Below are 17,419 nucleotides of genomic sequence, written 5' to 3' on the forward strand. Positions count from 1 at the left end.
GCGCGTCAGGCGAGATTGTCCGGGAGCAGATCGTAGAGTAGACGCCCCACGCGCTCGCCGGCGATGATATGGCAGTTGCGCTGCAGGCCGATCAGGCAAAAGCCCAGGCGTGTGAGTAGGCGTTGTGATCGTACATTCGTCTGAACGGCCCAGGCGCTGATGCAGTGCAGCCGATCCAGTTCGAAGCCGTCGCGCAGCACGCGTCGGGAAGCGTCGAACGTCATGTTCGCGCAAGTGGGGCGCAAAGGGTCACGCAGCACCCAGAACGAGCCCAAACCGAAGCGATGCGTGATATCGCTAATCGCCACCAGACCGCTCGGTTCGGCCGTTCCGAGCGAGCCAAATACGCGTATGCGGTGCCGCTCGCTTTGCACCATCGCCTGAACGGCGAGTGTGCTCAATCCTTGCCGGCCCAGTCCGAAATCGAACCACTGCGCGATCTCCGGGCGCGCAAGCCAGTGCGTGATATCGCGAACGTCTTCTGAATTTGCATCGCGCAGCCAGCAACCAATCGACGATCTCGCGGCAACTCTGGAGGGTGAGTTGCAATGCCGGCGGGGGCGTTTCTCCTCGTTCATGGCTAGGCTCCCGGTACCGAGCGGGGTGAGCCCAGACTATCGAGCTCGCCGAGCGCTGCATCGACTTGCCTGAGCAACATGGCAAACCAGTGACATGTTGTCAGGCGCGCAGCAGGCGCCAGTCCCTCGACATAGCCATGGGCGCCGCAGAACTGAACGAGCTCGTGCGTGAATTCAACAGATTCGGCTGCGACATGCCGGGCTAGCTGGCGCACCAGTGCCAATGATGTGCCGGGCTGGGCAAGCGCGAGCATGCGCACAAAGAGTTGCGTGCCTTGCACTGCAATAAGCATATCGGCCAAGCGCGTAGCGACACGTTGATGCATCACCAACGGTTTGCGAAATGCCTGCCGCTCTGCCCCGTAGCTCAGCGCAAACGTCACGCCGTGCTGCATGGCGCCACTGAGCAGGGCCGACAAATAGAGCGCGGTGTTGGTGAGCCACGTCTGGGTGGGCGAGACGCCGTGCGCGTCAGGCCGCTCGAGCGTGACCAGCGCAGCGGCGTACAAAGCGTCGTCGCAGCGCGCCCGATCAAGCGTCAGTGCACCAAGGCAGGTGACGTGTTGCCGAGCGAGCTTGGACGGGGCACACGTCGATTCGACCAGGGTAACGCCAGGTGCAGCCGGCGCGGGAATCAATGTCAGCGCTGACGGGGTGGTGTGGTCACACAGGCGCCAAAGTGTGGCGGTACGAAAATCGGGCACGGTAAGCGCAATCGGGTGCGTGCCATCGAAGTATTCGCCGATTCGGGCAAAACCGAGTGACTGAAGCGCATCATGCGCGCGCAGCGTCATGAGTGCAGGAATGCTCTGCGTCAATTGCACGACGCGCTCGATAGGCCCGCAGGCCAGCGCGCCGAGAATGCAGGACAGATCGTGGTGGCCGATGGCCATGCCGTCGAGCTCCAGTGGCAAAATCATGGTACCCAGATCGAGTGCACCCGCTTGCTCGACGATCTCGTGCCAGGCCTTTTCCGACGGCGGTTGTGAGAGCAGCGGCTCAAGTTTTTCGCGAGCAAACCGTTGGCTTGCCGCGACGAGTGCGCGCTGATCCTCGGACAGATGCCACGAGTGTGGCGCAAGGTCGGGTAACGAAAAGTCGGGCTGGTGCATCGCAGTTCTCCGTGTACGGAATTCAGACGAGCATCTCGATTGCTTCGGGGTGGCCGAGGAAGTCCCTGGGACTGGCCGAGCGGGCATAGGCGCCTGATTGCAGCACCACCACGAAGTCGCCAATTTGCGCGCGCGGGAGCAGCACATCGTCGGCGATGCGATCGAGCGGCGTGCACGAGCACCCAACGATGTGGCACCGCTCGGCCGGTAGATCGTTGGGCCGATTGCCGAGCAGCACCGGGAAATTGCGGCGCAACACTTGCCCAAAATTGCCGGAGGCTGCGAGATGGTGATGCAGACCGCCGTCGGTGACGAGGAAGGTGGTGCCGCGCGAGACTTTACGGTCAATAATGCGACATACGTAGATACCTGCTTCTCCAACCAAGTAGCGCCCAAGCTCAAGCACCGGCACCGCCCCGGGCAACGCACGTTGTAGCTGTGCGAGCCACGTGTGCATGGGCTGGGTGACCGCATCCAGATCAAGCGGCTTATCTCCGTCGAAATAGGGGATGCCGAAACCGCCGCCGAGATTCACATATCGGGGCGGTGTCGGTAAATCGCGGGCAAGCCTTATAACAAGCTCCGCGCTGTGTTGCTGCGCTTTGACGATGGTGGGTGCGTGCAGGCACTGCGATCCCCAGAAGATGTGAAAACCGGCCAATGTCACCTCGCGCGCGGCAAGTTCCTGCAGCAATGCCGGCACTTGTTCGACGTCAACGCCGAACTGGGCGGCTCCCCCGCCCATGCGCATGCCGCTGTGGCCGATGTGGAAGTCCGGGTTCACGCGAAGGGTGACCTTCGGCTGCACGCCCAGTTCCCAACCGATCGCGGTCACCAAATGCAGTTGAGTGGCGGACTCGATATGAACGTTCACACCGTTGGCCACCGCACGTCGGAGCTCGTCGCGCGCCTTACCCGGCCCTGCAAAGCCGATTTGATCGGGCGGTGTGCCTGCGTTAAGCGCCAGCGCCATCTCCGCGGCGGATGCGACATCAAACCCATCGACGCGGGTTGTCAGATGATGCACGAGCGCCGGCATCGGGTTAGCCTTGATGGAGTAATGCAAATGGACCGAAGTCGGCAGCTTTGCGCGCAACAGGCGCACACGGGCGTCGATCGCCGCGCGCGCGTAGGCAAAAAAAGGCGTCGATCCGGCACAGTGAGCCAAGCGGGCGACGTCGATGCCCTCGGCTGGCAAGACGCTGCTACGGTTGATCAACGATGCACTCATACGGACCTCGCTTGGTCTTGAGCTGTGGATCGGACGAGCGCATTTCGCAGTGCTGGCCGATCAAATTTGCCGTTTGCGTTGCGCGGCACATCGGTTTGCACGACGATGCGCTTCGGTACCATGTAGCCCGGCAGGTGTTGCGTGCACCATGCCATGAGCGTTTGCGGGACAAAGGGTTTTGCCGCCGGCACGACAACGAGCGCTATGGCCTCGCCCAGCGCATCATCGGGCACGCCCACGGCGACCGCTTCGGTCACGAGTTCGCTGCGGTGCACGGTCTCTTCGATTTCTTCTGGGCTGATCCGGTAGCCGGAACTTTTGATTTGCGCATCGTTGCGCGCAATGAAGTAAAGAAAGCCCTCTTCATCGCGTCGTACGAGGTCCCCCGACCACACGGCAGTGTCCGGTATGGCTCCGCCCGGCTTGGCTTCGGGCGAGGGCCGATAACGCTCGGCCGTTCGAGCCGGATCGTTCCAGTAGCCCATTGTCACGCACGCGCCTACATGGACGAGCTCGCCCGTCTCGCCGGCAGCGCAAGGTGCGCCGTCCGGACGCACGACTAGGATTCGCGCGTTGGGCACGGCCTTGCCGATCGAGTCAGGGCGACGGTCTACCTCGGACGGATCGAGATAGGTGGAGCGGAATGCCTCGGTCAACCCGTACATCAAATAAGGTTTTGCCTGGGGAAAGAGCGTGCGCAGGCGGTGCAATATCGGAACGGGTAGTCGGCCGCCGGTGTTGGCGAAATAGCGCAGTGTGGTGCGTGCCGCGTGCGGCCAGCTCGCGCGCGTCAATTGCATCCATAGCGGTGGCACGCCCGTGAGGGCGGTGATACGTTCTCTCGTGCAGGCGTCGATAACGTCTTGCGGGCTGAGATAATTGACGAGGACAGCGGCGGCGCCGGCCGCCCACGCGGATGTGAGCTGACTGAGACCCGCATCGAAGCTGAGCGGCAGCGCCGCGAGAATGCGATCGGAGCTTGTATGCTGCAGATAATGGGCGACGCTCCACGCACCCTCGAGCAGATTGCGATGACTGAGCATCACGCCTTTGGGCAAGCCGGTAGAGCCTGATGTGTACAGAATAGCTGCCAAGTCTGTGTCGATTGCCGTTTCTGCTACGGGTCCGGTGTCGCTCGGCGGGCCGAAAGCGTGTGCACTGACGCACGCACTCCAGCTGTGAACGCAGTCCTTCTCGTGCGACGCATGCTCGGTCACATCGATTGAGTCGATGAGGATCGTATGCGGCACGCCAGACAACCCGTTTTCGGCGAGCAGGCGCGCGCGCAATGCGCTCGTAATCAGGCAGCTCGCACCGCAGTCACGCAGAATATGGGCGACCTGCTGGGGCTTCAGAAGCGGATTGATGGGAACGAACACGCATTGGGCGGCGGCCGCACCAAGCAGCGAGACGACCGTTTCGATGCGCTTGTCCAGGAAGATGCCGACTCGTGAGCCCGGCGCGATTCCTATCGAGACGAGGCCGTGGCCCAGTGTGCTGGCGCGCGTTGCTAGTTCCTGGTAGCTCAGACTGGTGTTTGCGAAGACGATTGCTGGCGAATCGGGCGCATGCCGCGCAGCGGTGAGTATGAGATCGAGTATGTTTCGCATGGTAAGGCCATTGGTGTCTGGTTAAGGAGTCGACGCGTGTCAGTGATGAATCACCATGGCGCCGAAGCAACCGGCAAGGCCGCTGGAAAAAAGCAAGGACCATTCGTTGGCTTGTGCGCGACAGGTCTGAAAATTGATGAACGGGTCCGCTCCGAATACGTGGCCAAGCGCGGCGAAGTTCGGCACGAATAGTCGCGCTGGCGGAATGTCGAGCATCGTCATCAACCGCATCCATCCCGGTAGATTCACGTGGTGCGGCAACACGTGGGCGATATCGCCCGTCGTGATGCCGGCTCGGCGGATCGCTGCGCGCATGGTCGTGAACGCGGACCAGTAATACCGATCGTCAGCGATCGGCTGCAAGCTCTCATCAGTGCCGCGCGAAAAGCGCGCGTCGGTATACAAGTGCAAACCGCTGATGACGTTGCGTTGCGCGCAGCGCTCGAGCAGCAAGGCGCACGCTCCGTCACTATGCAATGCGAGGTCATGGATTGCGCGCAATTGATCGCACCCGGAGCCGATGACGTCGGCACATACGACGATTGCACGTTCGAGTGAGGGCTCTCGTGCGGCAAGTGTGAGCAGGACGCGAATAGCTGCCATCGGCGACACGCACTGTTGCTGCGTGATGGAGAACGTCAACGCGCGAGTGAGTCCAACGCGACGCTGAATGTGATGAGCGCTACCGGCGGGCGGCGCGAGTACGCTCGTCTGGATCGTATGTGTATAGACGAGTGCATCAATTGCCGACCCCGGGGTCGAGGTGTCGCGTAATAGCGTCGTGACAGCACGTTCGGCAAGGCTGACGGGCGACTCGCCCGCGGCATCATAAAATTGCGTGGCGCCATGAGCGCGCAAAGCGATAACGCGCGAAGCAGGTAGACCACAACGCGATGCCCACTGATGCACGTTGACGATGCGCTCCGGAAGGCTGTGAGCGACGCCTGAAATCGAGAAAGAGTGCGTTCTCATGAGTGCACACTCCGGAATTCGAGGATTGCGCAGGCACTTTGGCCTTGAAGTCCCGTGGACCACACAAGCACACGCTGACCGTCACGTGGCGAAATCACACCGAGCAGGTCATCAAGGCGTGCCGGTGTCTGTGCCGCACATAGATGGCTTTGGCGGCCGTCGCTCATGCCTCTGATGCGCTCAGGGGCCAGTTGGCATTGGGCACAGACGGCGCGAATGATGGCGCTGTCGGCTGTAGGCGGAAGAATCCAGTCGATTTGCGTGGCACGAAGTGCGGCGCGTGACAATGACTTGTTGATCGCCCCGACTAGTGTGGTTGAATCGAGGCCTGTATTTACGGTTTCCTCACAACTCAGTTGCGTACCGGGCGTGCAGATCGAAAGACCGCGGACACGCCATCCTGGCATGGGGCTGCGAGCGATCAGCACGGCAGCAGCGCCGTCTGCGAGCGAGATCCGCGGGCTGACCTGCCGGGACAAGGCGCGATGCCAACACTCGGCCGCGACAATCAGAACGGTGTTCAGTGTGTTGTCCGTGTCCATCATCGCAAGCGCCACGTCCACCGCGGTCAGAAACGACACATCCTGGAGTTGCCCGATCGCGAAGGGCGCGCGGCTGGAGCCGAGTTCGCTATGCAAGCGTCCTGCGCAGGACAAGGCCAAATCATGTTCGAAGCTTGTCGTGCAAACGATGATCTGGTCAGGGCCGGGCTGCGTTTGTGCATTGGGATAGATCATGCGCGCCACGCGTAGCGCCATGTCCGACAGCGACAAATTCGTTTCGGTTGCGATTCGATTGTCTGGCCGAAAGGTGGCGTCGGTCATCGAGCAGTTGTCGCCGCATGGCGCGCATTGAGCGCGCCACCGCAGCGTATCGGCGTAGAGCGCGTGCATGACAATGTCGAGCGCGCTCGGTTGTGCGGACGAGACCGTCTCGGCTACCGCGCGGTCTACGTGGCGCCGACGCGGCACGTATTGCGCGGTGGCAACGATTCGGGGCTCGGCGCTCGTGGGGTCAGCTCGATGCAACATGGGAAGCGACGAACCCGACGAGATTGTCGAACCGTATAAATAGGTCGCTGGACAGATCTTCGGGGTCCAGAACAAATCCGAAGCGTTGCTCGAGCTCGAGCAGAAGATCGGTCATGTTCATGGAATCCACACCCAGATCGAACAGATTCGTATCGTTGTTGATGAGGTCGGCGCTCAGATGGGTGCCCAGTACTGATAGCAGGCAAGCTTTGACCGAGGCGGGGATATCGCCGTGACGACTTGATTCGAGACGAGAGCTCATGAAATTCTCCAGTAACGGTTCTAAGACGAAAGCGTGTTCACGTGCATGCGGGGCGATGCACGGACGCACTGGGTTGGATCGTCTCCCACGGCGGGCGTGACGCGCGCTGGGCGGCTCGAGCAATCATCAGGCGTTGCATGTCTCCGGTGCCTTCCATGATGTCGAACGCTTTGGCATCTCGGCAGCTTTGCTCCAGCGACGGGAAACTGGCGATGCCGTCCAGACCAACGAGCGTGAGGGCCGTGCGAGTGACGTGCGCGACCATGCGTGCGGCGTACGCCTTTGCGATCGAAGCGTGCATGGCGCTTGTGCTGCCTTGATCTGCGTGCCACGCAGCGTGATGGCAGAGCAGATAAGCTGTCGTGATATGCCGGTCGAGCTCCAAAAGACTCGCTTGTACGTTGCTCGCGCCGCAGTGCAGATTGACGGGACGTGCGCCTGCTTCAAGATAGGTGGCGAGGTCGTCGCGTACGCGTCGACAGGCGCCGATCATTACGGCGGACAGAAGCGGCCGAAAATAGTCCCACGACTGTTGCGCGCCTGAGAACGCATCGCTAAGCGGCGTCTCATGGTCGTGCGTGAGCCGGGCGTCATCTGGCACCTCGCAGTCGGTAAAGGACAGCACAGCCAGTTGGGTCACGCGCAAGCCGACCATGCGTTCGATGCGCGTCACCGCGAAACCCGGGGTGTCGTGTTGGACACGAAACGCCCTGATGCCGAAACGGCCCGCGTTTCGATTGATCGTTGCAAACGTGATAACGGTGTCAGCACGCGCCCCATTCGTGATGAAGCACTTGGTTCCGTTAAGGACCCAGCCGTGAGCCGTCTTGCGTGCCGACGTGCGCATGGCTGTCGCGTCGGATCCGCAGTCGGGCTCGGTAATCGCAAATGCGCCCCAGCGTGGCGTATCGCTTTGAAAGTGCGCGAAGAATGCCGCCTGCTGCTTACGGTTGGCAAGCGCAAGAACCGGCGGCATTGCCAGTCCCGGGCCAGGAAGCGCGAGCGCAAGCGCCGCATCCGCGTACCCAAGATGCTCCATTAGCATGACGCGCGAGGCGAGCGATTGGGCCTGCGGGCATCCGCCGTACTCCTGCGGAACGAGGTTCAGGTTTAGCGCCCGTACCGCATCGGATTGCCAGAATGCATCAGGGATTTGCCCGGTGCGATCGGCTGCCTCACGATGCGTGCGCATCTGTGAAGTAAGCCGGTCAAGGTCCAGGCCAAACGCCGAGAGGCTTGCCTTGAGCGCCGATACAGTGGGAGATTGTTGCGATTCTTGCGACGAGTTGGGCATATGCGATCTTCCCCAATGGCGCACTGGCGCCGCACAGTGGAGCAGTATGGAAACCACGCTCACGCCATATCCGTACTGATTGATCTGCAGCGTAGGCATTCTCGGCGATGCCCGCTACCTCCCAAGGTTGGGAGGGTATGGACGGCAGCGAGACCTGATTCTCGCCAGGGCGATTTGCGGATGTCCGATAATGGCGCCGTTAGGAAATGCCGAAGGCTAACCACGGACTTGATGGACATGGCAGGACGACAACGGACAACGCGCAAGATACAGTTGGTGCAGCCGGACAGGCGCGGCCCGCGCACGACCAAGCGTGGCGATCAGGTAGCCGATTCGATCAAAGGGTGGATCAACGACGGTCGGGCCCGGCCCGGGAAGCGTCTGAGTAAGGAAGCCGAGCTGCAGCAAATATTCAATGTCAGTCGTGGCTCGATGCGCGATGCACTCAAGGCGCTGGAGGTGCAGGGGCTTGTTAGCTTGAGCACTGGGCCCGATGGCGGAGCGACAATTACTCGTGTGCCGCTTGCGCGGGCGTTCCAGTCGCTGCAGAACTATCTGTTCTTTGAGCAGATTACGCTGGAGGACATTTATGTGGTGCGGCGCACGCTTGAGCCCATGGTGGCCGCGGGCGCGGTGGCGTATTTGACGGATGCGGATTTCGAAGCACTCGAGCGCAGCATTTCAGTGTGTGAACCATTCGTGGTCGGTCACGAGCAAGCGCTTGATCAACGTTGCGAGGACATTCATTTTCACGACGTGCTTGCTGCCGCGCATCCCAACGCGTTTTTGCGTTGCCTTTGCCAAATCATCAACCAGATGCTGCACTCACTGGTGATCGTGGCAGGGAACGTCACGCAGCGGGACTATCAAGCGTTTGGGCGGACGACTGTCGCCGCACATCGCGCGATCTTGGATGCCGCAAGGCGGCGTGATGCGCAGGCCGTCGAGCGATTGATGCTCGCGCATATGGACGAGGCCGAGGCGCAGTTGCGCAAGGTGCGTGCGGCGCTGAGGCAAAAGCTCGTGCTGGATTCCGAGCTTAATTTGCATGTGGATCGCGACGTGTGCTGACGTGGTTTGGCGCGGTGGTCAGGGAATGGAGGCTTGGATTGCTGACGCTCGATTTCGCTTGCACCGGGTTACAAAGCGCTACGGCGAAGAGCGAAAAATTAATTATAATAAATATCCGAAGGTGGAGGTCTGGTCCAAGCGCGTTGCTCGCACGCGGACCCTATTTTCTACGTATTCTTCGGGTAAACACCAGCGTCACGCGGATTGACAGCACTATATCTGCCTCGTAGATTCCCTGACAATAAATTGGCTGGCTGTGCGCACACGGCGCGCGGAAGGCTATCGTTCCCTGCGTCAATACACGCTCACGGGCCCCTTGAATCTCGTCATGAGGTGGCTGGGGATGGGCGTGGCGCAGAGGATGAATGGGGGAAGATGTGGTTGCGAGCTCCCGTCGGGAGCGGCTCATGATGTTTTCATGAGCTCTGAGCGGCAGAAGCGTGGTGAGTTTAGCGAAGGTTCAAGCGATCTTCCGCGCCCTTGAGCAATTGCGAGAGAGGGGTATCGAGAGCAGCAGAGAGAACGAGCAACGCGTCGATTTTCGCGACTATTTGAGCACGCTCAATTAACGAGACGGTGTTCGGATGGACGTTGGCGCGGAGCGCGAGACCGACCTGGGTAAGTTTCTTCATCTTGCGGCGCGCGCGGATCTCATTTCCGAGGGCCTCGATAAATTTTTCTGTGGGCATGCGGACTCGATAGGACAGGGCACATCGAGTATCCCGGAAGGTGTACCTAAAAATTCACAATACATTGTGAATTTGTGCTTGCCTGTTTTTGGATTCACAATGTATTGTGATATTTGAGTTGCGCGCCATCAGGGTGCGCCGCTGAACAGAATGGCCTGCCTTGTGGGTTAGACGCTTTGGCATACCGATGCAGGGTGGCGAGTGTTGGAGGCCCCCGGGCTTCAGAATTTCGCTTTTGGAGATGATATGTTAGGACTATTAAATATTTTGAATTATGTATCTTTGTTAATTTTGGTCGCTCTTGGCCTCGCGATCGTGTTTGGCATGATGGACATCGTGAATCTTGCACACGCAGAGTGGGTCACGATGGGGGCATATACGCTTGCCGTGGCGCAATCACTAGGCGGTCAACACGCGTTTTGGGTTGCGCTGGTCGTGGCGCCGATTGTTGGCGCGTTGCTCGGCTGGTGTCTCGAGCGCTTCGTTATCCGGCTACTTTATGACCGACCGCTGGACACGCTTCTGGCGACATACGCGGTCAGTCTGATCGTTCAGAAGGTGCTGGAGCTCGTTTTCGGCACACAACCGATGCTCGTCTATGCGCCATTTAACGGAACCATCGACGTGCCGGGCGGCGGCTATCCCGCATATCGGATGTTCGTGATCGGTGTGGCATTGGCCGCCACCGTCGGGTGCTGGCTACTTTTTGCGCGAACGCGCTTTGGGACGAAGTTGCGTGCGGTCATTCAACATCCTGCAATGGCAGAGGCCGCTGGCATCAATACCAAGCGACTCAATCGAGCAGCATTTTGTGGCGGTGCGGCGCTCGCCTCGCTTGCCGGTGTGCTCGTCGCGCCGATGGTGTCGGTGGAGTCCCATCTCGGGGTGTCCTATCTGGCCAAGGCATTTTTCGTGATTGTACTGGGTGGTATCGGCTCGGTCGCCGGCAGTGTACTCGGTAGTGCCTTCGTTGGCACGGTCGAAACCTTGCTCAGCTATCGCGTCGATCCTTCGCTTGCCTCAGCGATCGTTTTGATCGTCTCCATTGTCCTGATCCGCTTCCGCCCACAAGGCTTGCTTCCGGGTTTCAGTGCCGCTCACCAGCTTCTCGGAAAGGGGTAAGGCGATGTTCGAACGTCATCTTTTGCGTGCCCGTACCTGGTTGTCACAGCCAGCACTGAGCCGCACGGACCTCTCTCCTGTCGCGATCGGGTTGGCGACGGCAGCCGCCGGCGTGATTCTTCCTGTTGTCGTGGGCGCTTATCAGCTCACCGTGATACGAGACGCGCTGGTGTTGGCGATATTGGCGCTCAGTTACGACCTTCTTTGGGGCAAGGCTGGCGTCCTGACGCTTGGACATACGACATTCTTTGGGCTTGGTGCATATGGGTTTGCCGTGGCTACCGTCCAGTTTGGTCAAGCGCCGCTGGTCGGGATGCTCGCAGGTCTTGCATGTGCTGCCATCGTGGCAGTCGTTCTTGGCTACTTCCTGCTGTATGCGGGTGTCAGATTGCATTTCTTTGCCATTCTCAGCATGGCCGTTCTGATCATCGTGCAGCAGTTGGCCACAAGTTGGCAGTCCATCACGGGGGGCGATACCGGCTTGCTCGGCATTCCAGGGTTGTCCTTGCAACTCGGGAGATTCGCAGCGGATCTCAGTAGCCCGGTGGCGTCCTGGTATGTCGTTACGGCTGTACTCATTCTGATCCTAAGTGCGACGTGGCTGCTCTGTCGAAGTCGCTACGGGAAGGTGCTCATGGCGATTTCGACCAACGAGTGGCGTGCGCAAGCGTGCGGATACCACACGTCGTGGCATTTGCTGTTGGCGTTCGTTGCCTCAGGGGTGGTAGCTGCAGTTGCCGGCTGCCTGATGGCAGCATGCGCTGGCGTCGTGGCCCCGGACGTATTTTCTCCGGTACTGGCCACTGAAGTCATCCTTTGGGTTGCCGTGGGCGGCCGCGGCACTCTCGGTGGACCGGTGATGGCAGCCGTCGCAATGACCCTTCTTAAGCACTCCGCGTCCAGTCTTAGCACGCAATGGTGGCCGTTGGTACTCGGCGCAATCTTCCTGATGTGTGTGCTGTGCTTGCCGAACGGCATTCGGATCGGTCGCTTAGTCGCGCGGTTGCATTACGTCGCCCGATTCCGGATCGGACGTGTGCCACAGCATTGCGCCAAGCGAGCCGAAGGAGGGCAGTGATGGAAAGACCGCTTATGAAGGGCATCCGACTACGCCGCGCGTTCGGTGGCATCAATGCGATCGCCGGCATTGACGTCGAAATCGGTCCACGCGACCTGGTCTGCGTCATTGGTCCGAACGGGGCTGGAAAAAGCACGTTAGTGGGACTGTTATCCGGCGCGGTTATCCCAGGAGCGGGAGAACTGTATCTGTCTGGAGAGCGGATGACTGGCCGGCCTATGTATCAGTATTGCCGGCGTGGCGTTGTCCGGAAATTCCAGGGGACCAACGTTTTTCTCAAGATGAGCGTTCGGGAGAACCTGGAAGTCGCCGCGCTCGGCGTTGCGGCTCGCAGGCCATCTGTGATGCGAGAGATCGATTTTGTTCTGGACGAGATCGGACTCACGTCGCAGGCAGACGTGCTCGCCATGCATCTCCCGCACGGAGAGCGCCAGTGGCTGGAGATCGGTATGGCCATGATGTGTCGGCCGGCGTTGTTGTTGCTTGACGAGCCTGCTGCGGGATTGTCCGCCAATGAGGTTCAGCGGCTCGTGCGCCTTCTTCACCGCCTGCGCGAACAATGTGCGGTGCTTGCCATCGAGCATGATCTGAGTTTCGTTCAGTCGCTTAAATGTGACACGTGGGTTATGCATCGCGGGGAAATTGTTCGGCAGGGCAGCTATGACGACATTGCCAGGGACGAAGAAATCCGACGCATTTATCTTGGGCAGGGAGCGGGCCATGCTGCACATTGAAAGTCTGTCGGCCGGATACGGCGAAATCTCGATTTTGAATCAGATTGACCTTACCGTTCAGCCTAATGAAGTGGTCGGTGTGCTGGGGTGCAATGGCGCGGGTAAGTCAACGCTTGTCAAGGCCATCATGGGGCTGTTGCCGCGCGTGAGTGGTGATATTCGCTTCGGCGGGCAGGCCATTCGGGGTTTGCGCACGCATGAAATCGCTCGACTGGGCATCGGCCTGGTGCCGCAGGGCCGTTGGATTTTCCCCAAGCTGACAGTACGGGAGAACTTGGCAATGGGTACCGCGGCCGCTGGTGACGGCGAGATTCTGGACGAGGTGTTCGAGTATTTCCCAGTATTGAAATCGAGACTTGCTCAGCATGGAGGGACATTGTCAGGAGGTGAACAGCAGGTCCTGGCCATCGCGCGAGCGTTGTGCGGCCGCCCGAAGTTGTTGCTATTGGACGAACCCTCGGACGGCGTGCAACCGAATCTTGTTGAGCTGATCGGTGACGTCATTCCGACGCTTTGTCGTCGATCGAAGCTCGCTGTGCTTCTGGTCGAGCAGAACCTCAATCTGGTATTGCGCTGCGCGCAACGATGCATCGTTCTGAAAAACGGTCGACTTGTGCATGCAGGCGCAGTTGAACTCCGACACGGCGCTAGCAGCACCCACCCGCTGGCTCACTTTCTGTCACCTGCTGCGGAACGAACCATGGGTTCGCCGGCAGCGTCTATCGAATGAAATGATCATGAATCGACGCGATTTTTCACGTATGACGATGCTCGGTGTGGTTGGCGCATTGGCCGCCTCCACTTATCCGACGCGCGCGCGTACGGTGGCGCCCATCAAGATCGGTTTGCTCGCGCCGTTGAGCGGGCCGCTCACCCGCGTGGGTGAAACAAATCGACATTGTGCGGCGCTTGCTATCGAGGAAATCAATGCAGCGGGCGGACTGCTGGGGCGTCCGCTGCAACTGGCTGTCGAGGATACGCAGATGTCGACGACCGTGACGCTCGAGAAAGCGCGGCAGCTCTTTATGCGCGATGAGGCGGCAATGATTACGGGCATGGTGCTGCCTGCCGAACGCGAAGCAGCGCTGCAGGCGGCCAGAGGCGCGGCTCGCCTTGTTATCTACCCGAATTTCGACGAGGGGCGCTGTGATCCGCAGTTGTTGAGCACGGGGCTCAGTGTCGCGCAACGGGTCGAGCCGCTCATTGGTTGGCTGATGCGTGCCGGCGGCAAGAGCGTGAGCGCGGTGGTGTCGGACGTCGGCAGCAACCGTAAGGTACTGATTCCCTCGCTGGAGGCGGCCGTCACGCGTCACGGCGGTCGGTTTCTCAGTGTGTACTGGCTGCCGTTCGGCACGCGCGACTATGGGGCAGTGCTTCAGCGGATTGCTGGGGAGCAGCCGCAGCTTGTTTGGCACAGCGTCGGCGACGATCCGGTGACGTTCGTCAAGCAGTATCGGTCATTTGCGATGAAGCCGCAGTTGGTGACGGATATTGCGCACGAGTCGCTGTCGATTGCTACTGCCGGTGCGTCGACGGGCATCGTCGGTGTCTCGTCCTACTTTATGAGTCTCGATAGTTTCGAAAACCGAACCTTCCTTGCACGTTATACCGCGCGCGTAGCCGACACTCATGTTCCCCGATTGGGTTCTTATGCGGTGATGCTTCCGCATGGCGAATGCACGTACGCAGGCGTCCGGCTCTTCGCGCAGGCCGTGCGCGCAGCCGGCAGTCTCGATGTGACGCGCATCAAGTCCGTCTTGCCGGGCATTTCGCTGGATTTGCCGCGAGGCAAGGCGGGTGTGAGCCAAGGCGGCGACCACGTTACTTGTGAGGCACGTATTGCTCAGGCGCGCGGAGACAACAGCTTTGCAGTTTTGGATTCGATCGGGTCGATCCAAGCAGTGTGTCAGAGGTAGAGCAGTCTCGGGACGATTCTATCAACTTAATTTGATCAATTAGGAATACATATGAATGACATTGCATCGATGAGAGCGGAAGAGCTGACTACTGAGTATCGGCGTCATGCGCTTTCTCCGCTTGAGAGCATGAAAGCGGTCCTGGACCGCGTTGAGCGCTTCAATCCCCTTGTGAACTGTATGTGCGCCCTTGACGAGGAGGCGGCGCTGGAGGCGGCGCGCGAATCGGAGCGGCGCTGGATGCGGCGTGAGCCATGCGGGCTGCTCGATGGCGTGCCTGTATCGGTCAAGGATTTGATCGATGTAGCCGGATTTCCGACGCGATACGGATCGTTGACGACGCCGGACACGCCCCAGCGCGAGGACGGACCCGCCGTGGCGCGTCTGCGGCGGGCCGGTGCGCTGCTTTTTGGCAAGACGACCACTTCGGAATACGGCAACAAGATCGTGACTGATTGTCCGCTGACCGGCATCACGCGCAATCCCTGGGACCGGCGCTTGACGCCAGGTGGCAGCAGCGGTGGTTCATCAGTGGCAATCGCACTCGGTATGGGGCCGCTCGCGCTTGCGACCGATGGTGGTGGGTCGATTCGTGTGCCCGCCTGCTGGACTGGGGTGGTGGGGTTTAAACCAACGTTCGACCGTGTTCCGACGGGCGTAGCCGGTTCGTGGACGCGCCTGTCTACGTTCGGGCCGATGGCGCGTAATGTGCGCGATGCAGCGTTAATGCTGAGTGTGGTAGCCGGTCAACATGGATCTGGGCCATCGGGCTATGTCGCCCCGCAGGATTATCGAGTCGGTCTGGAGGAGGGCGTCTCGGGGCTGCGTATTGCATATTGCCCGTCCATTCCGGGCGTCATCGTGGACCCTGTGATTGCCGCGAGTGTGGCGCACGCCGCAGAGGTCATCGAAACATTGGGCGCACACGTCGAGCAAGTCGACGTAAAGCCGCTCGGCGACTATCTGGGTAGTCGCATGCACGCGATCCAATGGTCGGTGTTTTTTGCGCAGCGCGCCTGCGGATTGACGGAGCCTCAACGCATGCAGCTCGATGCGGACGTGCAAGCGCTTGTGCGGGCCGGTTTGCGCGTCACCGCGCTCGAGCTTGCCGACGCATTGCGTGCGCGCCACACGCTCGGCGTCGAGATGGCGGCGTTCTTCGAGCGCTATGACTTGCTTGTGACGCCAGTGTTCCACTGTGGGCCTCTGCCCGTTCCAGGTCTGCCTGAGACGCTGCTCACGGCACCTCAGCAGACGTCGTGGTGCAACCAAACTGGGTTGCCCGCCATCAGTGTTCCTTGTGGATTGCCCGCAGGACTGCCGACCGGCGTTCAGATTGTCGGCCCCTTGCACGGAGATGCCCTTGTGCTGCGCGCGGCACGGGCTTATGAATCTGCACGCGGGACGTTTCCTATACCGGCCGCGGCACCAGCCGAGAATGCGATGGTCGCTGAGGTATGACCGTGAACATACAGATTGAGAAGATTGTTGTTCACGTGATCGAACGGCGCGCGGAGCTTGGTATCGCGGTCCATCCGGCGCATCGTCAAGCGATTGCAGCCGCGGTTCTGACATCGAAGAACTGGTGTACCGATACTTCGATCGAGCCTCTGTACGAAGTTGGTGCGGAGCTCGGGACGCTATTGAGCGAGCGTGCGAGAGACGCCCTTGACACACCGCGCGCGCAGATACAAGCGTATGGCAAGGCCGCGCTCGTGGGTACTGCCGTGCCGCTTGAGTGTGCGGCGGCGATCCTGCATCCGCGAATGGGCAAGGCAATACGTGCGTGTCTGCCCGGCACCATATCGCTTATCCCATCTGTTACCAAGCGCGGCGCGGCCGGTGCATGCATGGATATTCCTGTGCATGGTGCTCTGGATATGTGGAGCTTTGACCACTTTGATACGGCGTCGCTCGTTGTGCCGGATTCACCTGCACCGCATGAGATCGTGGTGGCCGTCGCGCTATCTGATCGAGGGCGGCCGCTTGCGCGCGTCACACCGGCGTAGCGCGCACACGTGTTTCGGCAAAGAAAACAAACGACAGCGAGGAGAACCAATGCAGAAAGCGTTTCGTGGTTTAGGCCGGGTATGTGCGATGGTAATGGGGATATGGGGTTTCGCAACGATCGCACACGCTCAATCTTCAGTGTCGCTTTACGGGTTGGTCGATGCTTTTGTTGGCGACACGCACGTGCCCGGCAGCGCCGGAAGTGCCTGGCAGGTCAGCTCCGGCGGGATGACGACTTCATATTGGGGCCTGTCCGGGTCGGAGGATCTCGGACGTGGGATGAAGGCGGTGTTCACGTTGGAGAGCTTTTTTAGGGTCAATAGCGGTCAGATCGGATCGTTCAATGGCCAGTCATTCTTTGGCCGCAACGCCTTTGTTGGATTGAGCGGGCGTTTCGGCGAGGTGACGATAGGTCGCAATACGGCGCCATTGTTCGTATCGACGCTGCTGTTCAACCCGTTTGGCAACTCGTTCGCGTTCTCGCCGATAGTGGCGCACAGCTATCTGGGTTCGGCCATGGGCGCGGCGTCGGTACAAAGCGATACCGCGATCGACAATTCGATGCTGTATCAAACACCGGAGGTGGGCGGATTGTCGGGGAGTTTTCTGTACAGCAATGCTGGTGTTGTGGGTGATCTGCTCTAGAAATCCTGGACACAAATGAGTGTTAGTGTTTCGGAGGCAATTTTCCCAATAGGAACGGGAGGTT

Annotated in this window: 17 protein-coding genes and 1 pseudogene; 9 read left to right on the plus strand and 9 right to left on the minus strand. The window is 60.1% G+C overall.

Annotated elements, in window-relative coordinates; all coding sequences use genetic code 11:
* Positions 1-5 precede the first annotated feature (5 nt).
* From WT24_RS08570 to WT24_RS08605, 8 genes are all read right to left on the minus strand, one after another.
* Positions 6-578 carry a GNAT family N-acetyltransferase gene (locus WT24_RS08570; RefSeq protein ID WP_060032690.1) on the minus strand — a complete coding sequence of 191 codons (573 nt, stop codon included), beginning with the start codon at positions 576-578 and terminating at the stop codon, positions 6-8.
* 2 nt (positions 579-580) lie between these two features.
* Positions 581-1,690 carry an acyl-CoA dehydrogenase family protein gene (locus WT24_RS08575; RefSeq protein ID WP_060032693.1) on the minus strand — a complete coding sequence of 370 codons (1,110 nt, stop codon included), beginning with the start codon at positions 1,688-1,690 and terminating at the stop codon, positions 581-583.
* Positions 1,691-1,712: 22 nt separating this feature from the next.
* Positions 1,713-2,921, minus strand: coding sequence for a pyridoxal-dependent decarboxylase, exosortase A system-associated (locus WT24_RS08580; protein WP_060032696.1), 1,209 nt, complete (start codon positions 2,919-2,921; stop codon positions 1,713-1,715).
* Positions 2,918-4,531, minus strand: a complete 1,614-nt coding sequence (locus WT24_RS08585) for an acyl-CoA ligase (AMP-forming), exosortase A system-associated (protein WP_060032699.1) — start codon at positions 4,529-4,531, stop codon at positions 2,918-2,920. The genes WT24_RS08580 and WT24_RS08585 overlap by 4 nt, the downstream gene beginning before the upstream one ends.
* Positions 4,532-4,570: 39 nt before the next feature.
* Entirely contained in the window at positions 4,571-5,503 is a 933-nt protein-coding gene (locus WT24_RS08590) for a 3-oxoacyl-[acyl-carrier-protein] synthase III C-terminal domain-containing protein (RefSeq protein WP_060032702.1), read from the minus strand.
* Positions 5,500-6,396, minus strand: a complete 897-nt coding sequence (locus WT24_RS08595; protein ID WP_179949328.1) for a 3-oxoacyl-[acyl-carrier-protein] synthase III C-terminal domain-containing protein — start codon at positions 6,394-6,396, stop codon at positions 5,500-5,502. Before WT24_RS08595 ends, WT24_RS08590 begins: the two co-directional genes overlap by 4 nt.
* A gap of 121 nt (positions 6,397-6,517) precedes the next feature.
* Entirely contained in the window at positions 6,518-6,796 is a 279-nt protein-coding gene (locus tag WT24_RS08600; protein WP_060032707.1) for an acyl carrier protein, read from the minus strand.
* 37 nt (positions 6,797-6,833) lie between these two features.
* Positions 6,834-8,090 (minus strand): acyl-CoA dehydrogenase family protein, encoded by a 1,257-nt coding sequence (locus WT24_RS08605; protein WP_060032710.1) that lies wholly within the window; start codon positions 8,088-8,090, stop codon positions 6,834-6,836.
* Between the two features lie 237 nt (positions 8,091-8,327).
* Between WT24_RS08605 and WT24_RS08610 the strand changes: the two genes are divergently transcribed.
* The gene (locus tag WT24_RS08610; protein ID WP_060032753.1) at positions 8,328-9,161 is read left to right on the plus strand and encodes a FadR/GntR family transcriptional regulator; all 834 of its coding nucleotides are present in this window, start codon (positions 8,328-8,330) and stop codon (positions 9,159-9,161) included.
* Positions 9,162-9,610: 449 nt separating this feature from the next.
* On the opposite strand, the gene WT24_RS08615 is transcribed toward WT24_RS08610, so the two are convergent.
* Positions 9,611-9,850 carry a helix-turn-helix domain-containing protein gene (locus WT24_RS08615; RefSeq protein ID WP_060032714.1) on the minus strand — a complete coding sequence of 80 codons (240 nt, stop codon included), beginning with the start codon at positions 9,848-9,850 and terminating at the stop codon, positions 9,611-9,613.
* Positions 9,851-10,096: 246 nt separating this feature from the next.
* Here WT24_RS08615 and urtB point away from each other — a divergent pair, with 246 nt between their 5' ends.
* The 8 genes and pseudogenes from urtB to WT24_RS08650 form a co-directional block, all read left to right on the plus strand.
* Positions 10,097-10,972, plus strand: a complete 876-nt coding sequence (gene urtB / locus WT24_RS08620; protein WP_060032717.1) for an urea ABC transporter permease subunit UrtB — start codon at positions 10,097-10,099, stop codon at positions 10,970-10,972.
* Positions 10,973-10,976: 4 nt separating this feature from the next.
* A complete protein-coding gene (locus tag WT24_RS08625) occupies positions 10,977-12,050 on the plus strand; it encodes a branched-chain amino acid ABC transporter permease (RefSeq protein ID WP_060032720.1) in 1,074 nt (357 codons plus the stop codon).
* Positions 12,050-12,784 carry an ABC transporter ATP-binding protein gene (locus WT24_RS08630; protein WP_060032723.1) on the plus strand — a complete coding sequence of 245 codons (735 nt, stop codon included), beginning with the start codon at positions 12,050-12,052 and terminating at the stop codon, positions 12,782-12,784. The genes WT24_RS08625 and WT24_RS08630 overlap by 1 nt, the downstream gene beginning before the upstream one ends.
* Positions 12,771-13,514, plus strand: a complete 744-nt coding sequence (locus tag WT24_RS08635) for an ABC transporter ATP-binding protein (protein ID WP_082742135.1) — start codon at positions 12,771-12,773, stop codon at positions 13,512-13,514. Before WT24_RS08630 ends, WT24_RS08635 begins: the two co-directional genes overlap by 14 nt.
* 7 nt (positions 13,515-13,521) lie before the next feature.
* Positions 13,522-14,700: an ABC transporter substrate-binding protein gene (locus WT24_RS08640; RefSeq protein WP_060032757.1), complete on the plus strand. Its 1,179-nt coding sequence runs from the start codon at positions 13,522-13,524 to the stop codon at positions 14,698-14,700.
* A gap of 51 nt (positions 14,701-14,751) precedes the next feature.
* On the plus strand, positions 14,752-16,161 hold the full coding sequence (locus WT24_RS08645) for an amidase family protein (protein WP_060032729.1): 1,410 nt from the start codon (positions 14,752-14,754) through the stop codon (positions 16,159-16,161).
* 2 nt (positions 16,162-16,163) lie between these two features.
* A complete protein-coding gene (locus WT24_RS32420; protein ID WP_082742136.1) occupies positions 16,164-16,709 on the plus strand; it encodes an amino acid synthesis family protein in 546 nt (181 codons plus the stop codon).
* A 49-nt stretch (positions 16,710-16,758) separates the two neighbouring features.
* A pseudogene (locus tag WT24_RS08650) lies at positions 16,759-17,343 on the plus strand (porin); the annotation flags it as partial.
* Positions 17,344-17,419 lie beyond the last annotated feature (76 nt).

The sequence above is a fragment of the Burkholderia sp. MSMB1078WGS genome, assembly GCF_001528895.1.
In the GTDB taxonomy this organism is placed as follows: domain Bacteria; phylum Pseudomonadota; class Gammaproteobacteria; order Burkholderiales; family Burkholderiaceae; genus Burkholderia.

Excerpts from the sequence above, each read along its gene's own strand:
- WT24_RS08635 (WP_082742135.1), top strand. The coding sequence starts at position 12,771 with ATGCTGCACATTGAAAGTCTGTCGGCCGGATACGGCGAAATCTCGATT.
- WT24_RS08630 (WP_060032723.1), top strand. The coding sequence starts at position 12,050 with ATGGAAAGACCGCTTATGAAGGGCATCCGACTACGCCGCGCGTTCGGT.
- WT24_RS08600 (WP_060032707.1), bottom strand. The coding sequence starts at position 6,796 with ATGAGCTCTCGTCTCGAATCAAGTCGTCACGGCGATATCCCCGCCTCG.
- urtB (WP_060032717.1), top strand. The coding sequence starts at position 10,097 with ATGTTAGGACTATTAAATATTTTGAATTATGTATCTTTGTTAATTTTG.
- WT24_RS08645 (WP_060032729.1), top strand. The coding sequence starts at position 14,752 with ATGAATGACATTGCATCGATGAGAGCGGAAGAGCTGACTACTGAGTAT.
- WT24_RS08575 (WP_060032693.1), bottom strand. The coding sequence starts at position 1,690 with ATGCACCAGCCCGACTTTTCGTTACCCGACCTTGCGCCACACTCGTGG.
- WT24_RS08610 (WP_060032753.1), top strand. The coding sequence starts at position 8,328 with ATGGCAGGACGACAACGGACAACGCGCAAGATACAGTTGGTGCAGCCG.
- WT24_RS08640 (WP_060032757.1), top strand. The coding sequence starts at position 13,522 with ATGAATCGACGCGATTTTTCACGTATGACGATGCTCGGTGTGGTTGGC.
- WT24_RS08570 (WP_060032690.1), bottom strand. The coding sequence starts at position 578 with ATGAACGAGGAGAAACGCCCCCGCCGGCATTGCAACTCACCCTCCAGA.
- WT24_RS08595 (WP_179949328.1), bottom strand. The coding sequence starts at position 6,396 with ATGCACGCGCTCTACGCCGATACGCTGCGGTGGCGCGCTCAATGCGCG.
- WT24_RS08615 (WP_060032714.1), bottom strand. The coding sequence starts at position 9,850 with ATGCCCACAGAAAAATTTATCGAGGCCCTCGGAAATGAGATCCGCGCG.
- WT24_RS08580 (WP_060032696.1), bottom strand. The coding sequence starts at position 2,921 with ATGAGTGCATCGTTGATCAACCGTAGCAGCGTCTTGCCAGCCGAGGGC.
- WT24_RS08605 (WP_060032710.1), bottom strand. The coding sequence starts at position 8,090 with ATGCCCAACTCGTCGCAAGAATCGCAACAATCTCCCACTGTATCGGCG.
- WT24_RS08585 (WP_060032699.1), bottom strand. The coding sequence starts at position 4,531 with ATGCGAAACATACTCGATCTCATACTCACCGCTGCGCGGCATGCGCCC.
- WT24_RS08590 (WP_060032702.1), bottom strand. The coding sequence starts at position 5,503 with ATGAGAACGCACTCTTTCTCGATTTCAGGCGTCGCTCACAGCCTTCCG.
- WT24_RS08625 (WP_060032720.1), top strand. The coding sequence starts at position 10,977 with ATGTTCGAACGTCATCTTTTGCGTGCCCGTACCTGGTTGTCACAGCCA.